The following is a 12,314-nucleotide window of genomic DNA, read 5'->3' as shown; positions in this document are numbered from 1 at the left end:
ATATATATATTCTCCGCACATTTCATTAATTAAAAGTGGTTGTGCATTTTAATAAAGAACAATCCGGACACTCAGTCAGTGGAGTCGGGAGAAATGACTTCCCACTTACCAAAAATCGTCAAACCCGATGCTTTAGCCAGAGCTGCAGACGCATGGTTACTTTGGCTGCAACGATACTGAGGTTCATATCCTTGTTCATAGACGTACTTACTAATTGAACGCACCACTTTCCGGGCGTGACCCTTTCCTCTAAATGGTAAAAGCGTCAGTATGCCGATATCCGCAATATGGGCATTTCCCCAAGGATACACGCTAGCTGCGCTAACTAGGCGGTTTTGCTCAAAAGAACCGAACACCGCCCAGTGATCTAATTCAACATAAGCTTCATCCAAGTCTTGTTTCGAGGCGGAAGACTGAAACGCGGAGAAAACCGCATCGTCTTGTTCGGTTAACTGGCGTAAACTGCCTTCCAGTTTTTCTTTCAGCAATAAGTTCTTATTGGACTCTGTAAAATAATAAAGATACTCTAAACCATGCAAAATGACGCCCGCCTCTTTCAATTTTCGTCGAAATACAGACTCAGACAGATTTTGCTGTTGTGATAGGGCTAACTTATCGGCTAGCGCAGGTGTCAAGACGACCATAACTCGACGGTCGTAAGTTTCCAGTATCATGAGACGTCGGTCTTCACTCAGGTCAGGGTTGATGACGACAGTAAAGACTTCATCTCTATAAAGGACATCTCCATTCGAAAATAACGCTTCCCAATGGTCAGTTATCGTTTGTGAAAATAAAGGCATTTTTTTCCCCCTTTGTCTAAACTCTATTTAAAAATACCATAGAAGAGAAAATATAAACATTCCTTTTTGATCGTAGATAAATTTGGTTAGTGTGGTCGGAACGGTCTTCATACACGATACAATTCATATCCGTCTAGAGTCTTGGTAAATCTACATCGCAAGTCCGTTATTCTAACAATACCTTCCGAATAGTATGGTTGAAGGAGTGTTTCATATTTTATAAAAAGCGAGGGAAGTTGTGTTGAAAAGGAATATACGTAAATCAGAAAAAGCTTTATTGTTTGGATTCAGTTTGCTGTTTCTTTTTATGATGCTTCATGACTGGGTTCCATTAGGTTCATTGAATGACATACAAGCTGTCTCGGCTGAAAGTTCCAAAAAAGAATTGGTTATCGTCACATCGATTGGTGCGATGCAAATTTTACTTGTGATGACAATCTTGCTGTTTTTTATCGGTAAAAACTATCCGATTTGGGCAAAGCTTTGGTTGTTCATTCATCCTTCTTGTATTTTTGTAGGTGCGATGATGTCCTGGTGGATACCTTATTTGTTTGGATTTGGTGCCGAGGAAAGAGCTGAGAGGTATCAAGTGATTTTTGGAAACACCCATTCACTTTTGCCTGTAAAGAATGGGATTGTGCCGAATACACTTCACTCTTTATTCCATATGACACTATTGCTATGTATTATTTTAGTCATTTATATCACTTCCCGAAAAAAGTCTCCCCCTTAAATGGAATGAAGAAAATGTTTAACAGAATTAGTGGAAAGAAGATTTGTAATACAGGTACCCCTCTTGATTTAGGAAGGCGTTTCTTAATTTGAATCTATGTTAAAATTAAACTAATGATAACGAACTAGCATTCTTTATTGGAATAGAAATATGGAGATGATGTGATATGAAATTCGAATGGAGAAAAAAAGAAAAAGATTTATATATACCAAAGCAAAAACCAGAACTGGTTACCGTTCCTGAACAAAAGTTTTTTATGATTAAGGGGAAAGGTAACCCGAATAATGAAGAATTTGCTGAAAGAATCGGAGTGCTTTATTCTTTAGCTTATGCTATCCGGATGATGCCGAAAAATGGTTATACCCCAGAAGGCTATTTTGAATATACCGTTTACCCGTTAGAGGGGATTTGGGATTTGACTGAAGAGGGAAGACAATTAGACGAACTAAACAAGGATGAACTTTTGTATACAATTATGATTAGACAACCAGAATTTGTAACAAATGAAGTTGTCGAACGTGCATTTGAAAGGGTAAGAAAAAAGAAACCACACCCATTTCTCGATGATATCACGTTTGAAACGATGGCAGATGGGATGTCGTTGCAAATGCTTCATGTTGGGCCATTCGAGGAAGAACCGCAAACCTTTGAAAAAATGGCAGAATATCTAGAAAGTCATCAGCTAGAAAGAGTTTCTTTGACGCATCGAGAAATTTATCTTTCGGATATGAGAAGGGTTGATCCGGCAAAATTGAAAACAGTTCTTAGGTATCAAGTAAAACCACGAGCTTGAGTTTAGTTTTCATTTTTGAGCATTTTTAAGTTCTTATTCAAAACTTACTGTGACTGAATCCAATAACGGATTCAGTTTTTTTAAATAAATTTTACAAGAGTTGTCCTTCACTGCATTTTTATCAAATGCAAATCATAATTCTTAGTAAACTTAATAGTTACCCAATCATTCGCATTAGAAATATCGATTTTTTCGGTGGTCTTTGCGTTTGTTCCATTGAGGTTTCTACTATATGATAAAGTTAATTCAACAGTCGAATTAGTTGCACGAGGTGAAACGTCAAACCAGATGATTTCGCCTTTTTTAAAGGAACTATTATCTGCATTGATAACATTTTCACTAAAGACTTCATTTCCATTCACAAACATATTCAAAGTCATATGATTAATGTGTAATGAATCAGCCATTTCAACAGAGATTCCATGTCCGTGTTGTTGCGCAGATTTTGCGGAACATCCAGACATTACTAGAATAGCCAAAAGTATTAATATGAATCTTTTCATATACTCTCCACCTTTCAAGAACTAGAGATGCCATTCATTTATTTAAAGGAGCAGAAATCTAGAGGAATTGGAGTGATTGAAAATGTCGCAGAATCAGGAAATTAAAGCAGATGGGTCTTTTAATCGCCAAAAATCTTTATTTTCAACTTCATTTGGAACGAAACCGGGGGAGCTTCCGGTGGAAAAAAATCGTTATCGTCTGATCTGGTCGGCACCTTGCCCGTGGTCGCATCGAGTGGTGATTGTTAGAAAAATTCTAGGGCTAGAAAATGTGATTAGTTTAGGTGCAGTGAATCCGATTCGCCCCGACTTACCTAGAATCGACTGGGCTTTTTCGTTAGATGAAAATAATGTGGATCCCAAATTAGGAATTCAGTATTTGAGTGAGATTTACACGAAAACGAATCCCGACTATGCAGGACGTCCAACTGTCCCGGTGATGGTTGATTGTAAAGATAATATTGTAGTGAATAATGATTATTTCACACTGACAAACGCGCTTGAAACTGTTTGGGCACCTTTTCATAAAAGTGGTGCGCCTAATTTATATCCAGAACCATTACGTCAGCGGATTGATGCGATGAATGATGTCATTTATGCTGATATTAATAACGGGGTATATAAATGTGGATTTGCCAGGTCACAAGAGGCCTATGAACAGGCATATGATCATTTATTTGAAAAATTGGCGATACTTGAACAACTAATAGCGGCGCAACGTTTCTTATTGGGTGATTACATTACAGATGCTGATGTTCGATTATATGTTACGTTGGTGCGATTTGATGTTGCGTATTATTCGGTATTTAAAGCAAACAAAAATCGGCTTATTGATTATCCAAATTTATGGGCGTACGCACGCGATTTGTATCGTACACCAGGCTTTGGTGACACAACAGATTTTGAAGCGATTAAGAAACATTATCATTTATCTGCGCGTCTTTCGGCTGATTTGAAAAAGGAAAATATAATTATACCTAAAGGTCCGGACCTATCGGGATGGGATACGGAGCACAATCGTCAGCATTTAAGTGGAAAAGAAGATAAATTTTTAATCCGTTAACGAATCGCACTAATTAGGAGGAATTAATCATGGAAATAGGTGTAACTACATTTGTAGAAACGACCCCGGATGTAAAAACGGGTGAAGTAATTAGCCACGCACAGCGAATACGTGAAGTTGTGGAGGAAATCGTGCTAGCCGATCAAGTCGGATTGGATGTTTTCGGGGTAGGAGAGCATCACCGCGAAGACTTTGCTTGTTCTGCGCCGACAGTATTGCTTGCGGCAGCGGCGGCGCGGACAGAGCATATTAAATTGACGAGCGCTGTTTCGGTATTATCGTCGGATGATCCAGTGCGTCTCTATCAACAATTCGCGACAATCGATGCAATTTCAAATGGCAGAGCGGAAATCATGGCTGGAAGGGGTTCGTTCATCGAATCGTTTCCGTTATTCGGTTACGACTTGCAAGATTATAATGAGTTGTTCGATGAAAAACTGGAGCTATTGCTAAAAATTAATGAATCTGAAAAAGTGACGTGGAATGGAAAACATCGTCCTTCCATACCTAATTTAGGTGTGTATCCGCGACCTGAACAAGACAAATTGCCGATTTGGATTGCCAGCGGCGGTACGCCACAATCCGCGGCGCGTGCAGGGATGTTAGGCTTGCCGCTTGTATTAGCGATTATTGGCGGGAGTCCGTTGCAGTTTGCGCCGATTGTCGAGCTTTACAAACGAGCAGCAGAGCAAGCAGGCCATGATGTAGCGAAGCTGAAAATTGCTTCCCATTCTCATGGTTTTGTAGGGGAAACAACAGCCGAAGCAAAAGATAAGTTTTTCCCATCAACTGCGCAAGTGATGAATGTTTTAGGGAAAGAACGTGGGTGGGCCCCGTATACGCGGGAAACTTTCGATGCGGCAAGTACATTGGAAGGTGCATTATACGTGGGTGATGCTGAAACGGTGGCGGAAAAGATTATCTTCCTGCGTAAAAATGTTGGCGTTGAACGCTTCATGCTTCATGTTCCCGTTGGCTCCATGCCGCATGAAGAAGTGTTAAGCGCAATAGAGCTATTGGGCATAAAAGTCGCGCCAATTGTTAAGGCTGAAATTGCTCGTTGGGAAGCGGAGTAAGGTGTCTTGAATACTTGAATAGGCCATTGTAAAAAGAGGCGGCGGGATACCTAACGGGTTCGGTTGATGGGGAGAAAACAATAAAAAACACAGTGTTTTGGGACATCATTCGCATATGAATTGGTGTCCCTGTTTTTGTTGTTGAATCAACATTTGGAGGCCTTATATAGATGAACTGGTACCACAATCGGAACAGGAATTAGCAGCAGCACATAAATTTATGTGCCTTTGTTAATTCCGTTGTTGAAACACTTACTAATTGGATAATGGAAAGAAGAATATAGAAGGAAGATGAGAAATCTATGCTAAAATAGATTAAAGATTGCAAAATATTCTACTTAAACTAACGAGGCAGGATAGGACAAGAATGATAATGTAAAAGGATGGGAGAAAATGAAAAGTAAAATTTGGATTCCAGTTTTATTTTTGGCAATAATAATTGGCGGTGTTTATTTATTTTTAAAATTTAATCCACCGTTGGAGGTTGGTACACTCGCTTCAACCGAAGACAAAAAATCAGTTGTTGTCGGTGCTGGTAATAAAGGTTTTCGTGACATAAAAATATTAGATGTCAAAGTGAATAATGGTGATAAGCCTATGAAAACAAGGTTACAAGTTAGTAATGCCTTACAAGGTTTTATTATTACGAATGATGATACCGAAGAAAAAGCAAGTAAATTTGGCTTTACAGATATAGGCAAGGTAGCTATAAAAACAGGAACTTCGCCATCTTCTAACTTTGAAAAATTAGATAATGGGACTGCTACAAAAAATGATGAAATTTATGGAATTAGTGTTTTTCACAACGAAGAGGTAAATAAGGTTTATATTAAATATAATTATCTCGGTATTTCATTTAATGAAACTGTGATACTTAACTAACGGGTGCGCGCGACAAGTTCTGTGATAAACGCCTCCTGGCGTGAAACACAGGAAGTTTTGAAATAAGCTTTAACTTTACAACGGAGGATAGGAATGATGAAACCACGTTTTCGGAAACTATCCCATTAAGATTCCTGCGTGCTTCATGAATGACAGTTCATTGTGGTACGAAGCTCAGGTAAAGTCGGCAGAAGGAAGGCTAAAGCCACTCCTATGGAGAAGGTACGTTAACTGATATGCCGGATGGCTGAAAAACTAGATACGGTGAGAATGTTCCACTCTAAAGGAACTGACAAATTTTCCGAATGTACGGGTCTAAAGTTAGAACATAGTGTAAAGCTATGGCCCATCTTACGATGGGGCGAGTGGTGTAAAGTAAAATTGCGCCCTCTGAAATATGCTATACCGAACAATGGCGGTATCCAGCTCGCAGGCTTAAAGGAAGCACCTACGTCTAGAACGGATAGCTACGTTGTAAGGGACTTGGGAATCAAGGGACGTTGAAACAAGGGCTGTCATCCGAAACGTTTGCTATAAGGTTAGAACCGAAATGCACTTGCTCTTGTGAAGGTAGGGGTACGACCTGTGAAACTCCTGTAATGGGAGTGGAGGAACAGCCCCAAGTCTAACGATTTAGAACGATTATTTTCTTCACGTGAATGACACCGATCGGGTAGGAATGTGGGAACATCACTCATTGGGAGGGATGCCACAGTGTCAACTTTGAGATATTGGGATTACTACAATATGACGGAAACTTTTACCGATTTATACGAAAAGTCTTGTAATAAGGATACGTTCAGTCATCTTTACGACATCATCGTATCGAGAGAAAACATTCTTTTGGCTTTTCGTACAATCAAATCGAATAAAGGTTCCAAAACACCAGGTACAGATGGCAAAACCATCAATGACATCAAAGAGCTTTCGGAAAATGAATTGGTGAAAACCATCCAAACAAAACTGGAAAATTATCGACCCAAGAAAGTCAGAAGAAAATGGATTGAAAAGGAAAGTGGTGGACAAAGACCCCTTGGAATCCCTTGTATGCTTGACCGGATTATTCAACAATGTTTTAAACAAGTTCTTGAGCCAATTGCTGAAGCCCATTTCTATAATCATAGTTATGGCTTCAGACCGTTAAGGTCTGCCCATCATGCTATAGCGAGAATACAATTTCTTATCAACCACTCGCAGCTACATTATGTGGTTGATATCGATATAAAGAGTTTCTTTGATAATGTGAATCACGCACTTCTCATCAAACAATTATGGAACTTAGGCATTCATGATAGAAAAGTACTTACTTGCATATCTAAAATGCTAAAAGCCGAGATTGACACTGAAGGTGTGCCGTCCAAAGGCGTTCCGCAGGGCGGGTTGCTATCAACTCTATTATCGAACATAGTATTAAACGACTTAGACCAATGGGTAGCTGATCAATGGGAGCTTTTCCCTCTTTCGAAAAATTACAAATCAAGAGTTGGAGAAAGATACGCTAAGAAGCGTACTAACCTCAAAGAAGGATATCTCGTCCGTTATGCGGATGACTTTAAAATCCTTTGTCGAGATGGGAAAACTGCTCAAAAGTGGTACCATGCGGTCAAGCTATACCTCAAAGAACGGTTAAAACTAGATATATCTCCAGAAAAATCGCAAATCGTAAATTTGCGAAAGAGAGAATCCGAGTTCTTGGGATTTACGATTAAAGCGAATGCAAAGAGAACCAAAAGAGTTGCCCATACGGGCATTAAAAAGAAGAAACAAGAGAAATTAAAAGAACAGACTAAACTTCATATCCAAAGGATAAAGAAGTCGCCTACCACTCAAAATGCATTACGTTTCAACAGTTTTGTTTTAGGTATTCACAATTACTTTAACCGAGCTACTCATGTAAACCTGGAGTTCTCACGTCTCGCCTATGAATTAAAAGCCTTTCTGTATAACCGCCTTCGTCCTGTAGGAAAATATGGGCATCCAATCAATCCTAGCCCGGCATATAAAAAGTTCTATAGCACGAAAGTGAAAACGTTCAAAATCGCAGGAGTCCACTTATTCCCGATTGGAGATGTTAAAACTGTAAATGCCATGAACTTTAGCCGTAAGCTTTCTCTTTATACGGAGGAAGGCAGAAAGAGAATTTACGATAAATTAAAGCCGAATGTCATTTTAGAAATCAGCAGATTAATGAAAGCAAAGCTTCCAGACAGAACGGTTGAATATATGGATAACCGCCTTAGCCGTTTCAGTATGAAAATGGGTAAATGCGAAATCACAGGTTGGAGTTTAACCGCTCACGAAGTTCACTGCCATCATTATACACCAACACATCTTGGAGGAACGGATAAGTTCAATAACTTAAGAGTTCTCCATAAAGACATACACCGACTGATACATCGTAAAAATACAGGAATTATCTCGTCAGAGATACAGAAATTCGGTTTAACTGCTTCTATGATAAAGAAACTGAATCAATATCGAATGGAATGTAGGCTTGAAACGGTAGATTAATCTCACGTCTAATAGTAACGAAGAACTTATAATCTAGTATACATCGGTAGATGGACCGCGAAGTGCGGGGAAACTCGCATGCTTCGTGCGGAGCAGGGGAAAAACTGGAGATAATTTCAAAGGTTTACCTATTGCAAACTTTACTTGAAAATCGTTGAACTGCTTAAACGGCTCCTTTTTCTTGTTCAACTAAAGGGGCAGGTTAGTGAAAGAAGGCAATGTAGTTTTTTCATAGAAATATACAAGTTTAAGAGTATTGAATTGATTTAAAAATTTAATAACAGGGGTGAGGGTGTGAGTAAAACACTAATAAAACAGATTCCTTTAATAAGTAATTGTAAAGAAGTTATTGAAATTAAAAAGGGGTTTTCCACAGATGGAAAATATCTAATACATATGCAAGATGGTAACAAAAAACTATTACTTCGGATGTTTAATTTAGAAGAGTTGGAATTAAGGAAGACGGAATACTCTATCATGGAAAGGTTGCAGGATTATCACGTTACTTGTTCACAACCGATTTCAATTGGTGAGGTAGGAAATCGGGGGTATATGATTACATCATACATAGAAGGTAAGGATGCTGAGGATGAAATCTCAAAATACTCAGACCAAGAACAATATAATATTGGTATTGATGCAGGAAAGGAATTAAGAAAAATGCAACAATTATCCGCTCCAAACCATATCTCTTCGTGGTATTCAAGGAAAGTTGAAAAGCATAAGAAATATATAGATGCTTACTTAGCATGTGAGGTAAAGGTTAAAAATGACCATAAAATAATGGGTTTTATTGATGAGAATATCCATCTCATGAAACAACGCCCGAACTTATTTCAACATGATGATTTTCACCTTGGAAACATCATCGTGAATAATAAAACATTTGCTGGAGTTATAGACTTTAACAGGTATGATTGGGGAGATCCAATTCATGAATTTCTAAAGATAGGAATTTTCAGCCGAGAAGTAAGCATTCCTTTTTCAATAGGACAAATCAGAGGTTATTTTAATAATAAAGAGCCTGATGAAGATTTTTGGAGGTTGTATTCACTTTACCTAGCAATGTGCGTTTTCTCTACTGTAGTATGGACTTTAAAAACTATTCCAAACAACATGAATGAGATGTTAGATAAAGTTTATATGTATTTAGAAGATCATGATTACTTTAGCATATTAAAACCTAAGTGGTACCAATAGAATAAAGGTTTGTGAAAGATTGTACTTAAAGTAATGGGTGCTTTAGTTCAATAAGGACAGTAAAATTTTCGACAAAACAACGCTCAGATTTCTGAGCGTTTTTACTTGTTTTTGCATAGCTATTTCATTGTTAAAATATGTGCTGATTAACCTGTTATTTACGTGGTTAAATGCACTTTTCTCCCCATCAACCGAACCCGTTACGGGATACCCACTGCCTCTTTTTTTACACAATATAATCATCTTTGTGAACGTCATTGGGCTCACTTTTGTTATAATATTTCCCTTTCGTGAAAATAGCGATTACTACTGTCAGTATCGCCGCGAGAAGCGCAGCAAAGAATGCGGCTGTACTTTGTAGGAAATCTCCCATAAAGCCTAAAGCAGCGATCGTTCCTAAAGCGCTCGATATTAGTAAGGCACCGACACCAACGGGATTCCATTTAAACAAATATTCCTGTCTACTTTCATAATAACCGGGGCCAATTTTTAACAATCTTTTCACGATCATGGCATCGCTGACTAATATAGCTGCCCAAGCTAATAGAAAGACGCCTTGGAATGTCATCGCTGCAGCCAAATGATTCACGATGCCGCCAAACATTAACACCATCGCGGTGATTCCTGATACAACAACCCAAAATCGTCGGCCCGGCGTAAATTTAAAGACATTCTCAAAGAAGCTGGCCAGTGATAGGGAACTACTATAAATATTAGTCACATTAATGCGCAATTGGGTCAACATGGTGAATAACGCGCCGCCGATACCAAGAAGCAAGACGATATAAACACCCGGGTTCGATTCATCCAGACGAACACCAAACCATATGCCAAGACCACCCATGACGCCAAAACAGAAAATCTGAGGAATAAATCCAATCGCAACCGCCCCTACCTTGACATCTTTTGGTTTAAGAAAGCGCGTATAGTCCGAAGCAAGAAGCGCTGTCAGACCCATGATCCCATGGTGCATTCCGATACAAAACAGTAAAGCCTCTCCACCGACTTGAACGCCGTCCGGCATATAGGTCCAAAAACTTCCTTCGTAGACCGAGGGGGTGTAAATGGACACAACAATGGCAGTGATTAGAAAAAGAAAGAAAATAGGTAAAGACCATTTTTGTAATTTATCTAGTTGTTTAATACCAAACCAATTCAAGGGAATGACAATGGTTCCAAAGAAAAGGATAATCGCCCATTCCGGGATGACTGGGAAAAAGGTATGGACAGCGGATACTAATATTAATCCTTCAAACGCACAATACATAATGAAATTTGTTGCATAAATGAATGAAGTTAACGATGCGCCTACATAACCAAATCCGCCGCCGCGAGATAAAAAATTGACATTCATCCCAGATTTTGCAGAAAGGTAAGAGATAAAAGTTCCGAGTATGCCTGCTACGATGATTGCGTAGATGGAAGAAATAATTGCATTAATGGCGCCAAATTGAAGGGCCATCACACTTCCCATTTGAAAATAGAAAATTGCCGTTGCGATACCAAAGGTAATATTCGTGATACTTAACCAACTCATATTCCTTTTTTCTCGTGGCACCTTAACTAATGAATAATCGTCTGCCATCGCTTCTTTTGCATTATGATCGCCCATAATTATCATCTCCGCCTTTAGCCTGATTTCGTAACATTCCCACTGCTTAATGTTTATAATCCCCCCTTTAGTAAATGAAAAACCATTTTTCGTAATTATATATTTGAAACCTTTATCTTAAAGAAGAATAAAAACCTGATAATCGTTCCAGCACTTTACATTTGTTTATGCACTGCAAACAAGAAATCCTTTATACTAGATAGTAAGATATGGAAGCGGCAGAGGTGGCTATCATTCAAACGGTGAAAGAATTTATAGAAAAGTATGTTTGCAAAGCCGGTGAAACGGTTGAGCAACTAAGTGAAAACGAATGGGAAATACATAAGTGGACAGCACGGACCTTTAAAACAATGGGCAATGTCTTGGTCTCCGAACAATGCGATGTGTCCCCGAAAGAAGAAATCATAAAACTGAAACTCAAGCCTATGACTCGTAGAGACACCTTGCCAATTCCTCAAAAGTTAAAAGATATTAAAAGATGAAGCATTGCATAAAGGGTGGCTTATTCAGGAAATTCGATTTAGTGAAAGGTACCTGTGCTAGGTTGAATTATGACAATTCAAGACTTCGGATAATAAAACAGAGGGATTTCGACAGAACGTTATATAATCGGCATCCCCTTTTTAATTCATGCAATTGTAGTGTATTATCCGAATAATTTTTTTCACTGGAACTGAAAAAAGTTAGCACTTGTCCCTCCTGCCCACGGTACAACGACGTATCTTATAGGGAGAGGAAGGAACGTCCTATATGGTTCAGTTACTTATAAACCAATAAACATAGGTCTCCTTTCGAACAATAAAGTAGAAAGGAGGGAGATTAACATGTCACTATTTTTTGAAGATGAAATACAAAAAGTGAAGAAAAAAACTGATCGCCAGGGATTAGAAAACTTAATGTCTCAGGATCCTCGTAATAAACCAGGTTGGTCTAACAGAAATCGCAACACTTCTTCTCGAAGGGATCAATATGACGCCAAAAATTACATGGAGGGCTGGTGGATCAACGAACAGTAAAAGGTTCTGACTAGATCATGCAATCCCTTTTCAGGTGATAATAATTGACCAGGTGATAGGGCCATTAAAACAAAACGATACTAGTAGCTAAAATTCTATTGGTGCCGTTTTTGTGTTCAGATTTT

The 12,314-nt window shown here is 38.7% G+C and carries 12 protein-coding genes; 9 read left to right on the top strand and 3 right to left on the bottom strand.

Going from position 1 to position 12,314, the window contains the following annotated elements; translation table 11 throughout:
* Nucleotides 1-71: 71 nt before the first annotated feature.
* Nucleotides 72-800 carry a GNAT family N-acetyltransferase gene (locus JSQ81_RS08705; protein ID WP_212607236.1) on the bottom strand — a complete coding sequence of 243 codons (729 nt, stop codon included), beginning with the start codon at nt 798-800 and terminating at the stop codon, nt 72-74.
* Between the two features lie 241 nt (nt 801-1,041).
* Between JSQ81_RS08705 and JSQ81_RS08700 the strand changes: the two genes are divergently transcribed.
* Complete coding sequence (locus tag JSQ81_RS08700) at nt 1,042-1,533, top strand: hypothetical protein (protein ID WP_212607235.1); 492 nt, start codon at nt 1,042-1,044, stop codon at nt 1,531-1,533.
* Nucleotides 1,534-1,699: 166 nt separating this feature from the next.
* Complete coding sequence (locus JSQ81_RS08695) at nt 1,700-2,326, top strand: GyrI-like domain-containing protein (RefSeq protein ID WP_212607234.1); 627 nt, start codon at nt 1,700-1,702, stop codon at nt 2,324-2,326.
* 107 nt (nt 2,327-2,433) lie between these two features.
* On the opposite strand, the gene JSQ81_RS08690 is transcribed toward JSQ81_RS08695, so the two are convergent.
* The gene (locus tag JSQ81_RS08690; protein ID WP_212607233.1) at nt 2,434-2,829 is read right to left on the bottom strand and encodes a putative periplasmic lipoprotein; all 396 of its coding nucleotides are present in this window, start codon (nt 2,827-2,829) and stop codon (nt 2,434-2,436) included.
* 82 nt (nt 2,830-2,911) lie between these two features.
* Between JSQ81_RS08690 and JSQ81_RS08685 the strand changes: the two genes are divergently transcribed.
* The 5 genes from JSQ81_RS08685 to JSQ81_RS08665 all read left to right on the top strand — a co-directional run bounded on the left by JSQ81_RS08685 (nt 2,912) and on the right by JSQ81_RS08665 (nt 9,561).
* Nucleotides 2,912-3,892, top strand: a complete 981-nt coding sequence (locus tag JSQ81_RS08685) for a glutathione S-transferase family protein (RefSeq protein ID WP_212607232.1) — start codon at nt 2,912-2,914, stop codon at nt 3,890-3,892.
* 29 nt (nt 3,893-3,921) lie between these two features.
* On the top strand, nt 3,922-4,968 hold the full coding sequence (locus tag JSQ81_RS08680; protein ID WP_212607231.1) for an LLM class flavin-dependent oxidoreductase: 1,047 nt from the start codon (nt 3,922-3,924) through the stop codon (nt 4,966-4,968).
* Nucleotides 4,969-5,361: 393 nt separating this feature from the next.
* A complete protein-coding gene (locus JSQ81_RS08675) occupies nt 5,362-5,850 on the top strand; it encodes a hypothetical protein (protein ID WP_212607230.1) in 489 nt (162 codons plus the stop codon).
* A gap of 714 nt (nt 5,851-6,564) precedes the next feature.
* Complete coding sequence (gene ltrA, locus JSQ81_RS08670; RefSeq protein WP_212606844.1) at nt 6,565-8,361, top strand: group II intron reverse transcriptase/maturase; 1,797 nt, start codon at nt 6,565-6,567, stop codon at nt 8,359-8,361.
* A 294-nt stretch (nt 8,362-8,655) separates the two neighbouring features.
* Nucleotides 8,656-9,561, top strand: a complete 906-nt coding sequence (locus tag JSQ81_RS08665) for an aminoglycoside phosphotransferase family protein (RefSeq protein ID WP_212607229.1) — start codon at nt 8,656-8,658, stop codon at nt 9,559-9,561.
* Between the two features lie 226 nt (nt 9,562-9,787).
* Here JSQ81_RS08665 and JSQ81_RS08660 read toward each other — a convergent pair whose 3' ends face one another.
* The gene (locus tag JSQ81_RS08660) at nt 9,788-11,173 is read right to left on the bottom strand and encodes a purine-cytosine permease family protein (RefSeq protein WP_249336680.1); all 1,386 of its coding nucleotides are present in this window, start codon (nt 11,171-11,173) and stop codon (nt 9,788-9,790) included.
* A gap of 209 nt (nt 11,174-11,382) precedes the next feature.
* Here JSQ81_RS08660 and JSQ81_RS08655 point away from each other — a divergent pair, with 209 nt between their 5' ends.
* Together JSQ81_RS08655 and JSQ81_RS08650 are read left to right on the top strand one after the other, a co-directional pair.
* Entirely contained in the window at nt 11,383-11,655 is a 273-nt protein-coding gene (locus JSQ81_RS08655; RefSeq protein ID WP_212607227.1) for a hypothetical protein, read from the top strand.
* 342 nt (nt 11,656-11,997) lie between these two features.
* Nucleotides 11,998-12,189 carry a hypothetical protein gene (locus JSQ81_RS08650; RefSeq protein WP_212607226.1) on the top strand — a complete coding sequence of 64 codons (192 nt, stop codon included), beginning with the start codon at nt 11,998-12,000 and terminating at the stop codon, nt 12,187-12,189.
* Nucleotides 12,190-12,314: the final 125 nt, after the last annotated feature.

Origin of the sequence: Sporosarcina sp. Marseille-Q4063, assembly GCF_018309085.1 — a bacterium.
Taxonomy (GTDB): domain Bacteria; phylum Bacillota; class Bacilli; order Bacillales_A; family Planococcaceae; genus Sporosarcina.
This window is presented reverse-complemented; position numbering and strand designations above follow the sequence as displayed.

What these genes read in the sequence shown, in the direction of transcription:
- JSQ81_RS08705 (WP_212607236.1), bottom strand. Translation starts at nt 800, where the DNA reads ATGCCTTTATTTTCACAAACGATAACTGACCATTGGGAAGCGTTATTT.
- JSQ81_RS08695 (WP_212607234.1), top strand. Translation starts at nt 1,700, where the DNA reads ATGAAATTCGAATGGAGAAAAAAAGAAAAAGATTTATATATACCAAAG.
- JSQ81_RS08690 (WP_212607233.1), bottom strand. Translation starts at nt 2,829, where the DNA reads ATGAAAAGATTCATATTAATACTTTTGGCTATTCTAGTAATGTCTGGA.
- JSQ81_RS08685 (WP_212607232.1), top strand. Translation starts at nt 2,912, where the DNA reads ATGTCGCAGAATCAGGAAATTAAAGCAGATGGGTCTTTTAATCGCCAA.
- JSQ81_RS08680 (WP_212607231.1), top strand. Translation starts at nt 3,922, where the DNA reads ATGGAAATAGGTGTAACTACATTTGTAGAAACGACCCCGGATGTAAAA.
- JSQ81_RS08675 (WP_212607230.1), top strand. Translation starts at nt 5,362, where the DNA reads ATGAAAAGTAAAATTTGGATTCCAGTTTTATTTTTGGCAATAATAATT.
- JSQ81_RS08660 (WP_249336680.1), bottom strand. Translation starts at nt 11,173, where the DNA reads ATGGGCGATCATAATGCAAAAGAAGCGATGGCAGACGATTATTCATTA.
- JSQ81_RS08655 (WP_212607227.1), top strand. Translation starts at nt 11,383, where the DNA reads ATGGAAGCGGCAGAGGTGGCTATCATTCAAACGGTGAAAGAATTTATA.
- JSQ81_RS08650 (WP_212607226.1), top strand. Translation starts at nt 11,998, where the DNA reads ATGTCACTATTTTTTGAAGATGAAATACAAAAAGTGAAGAAAAAAACT.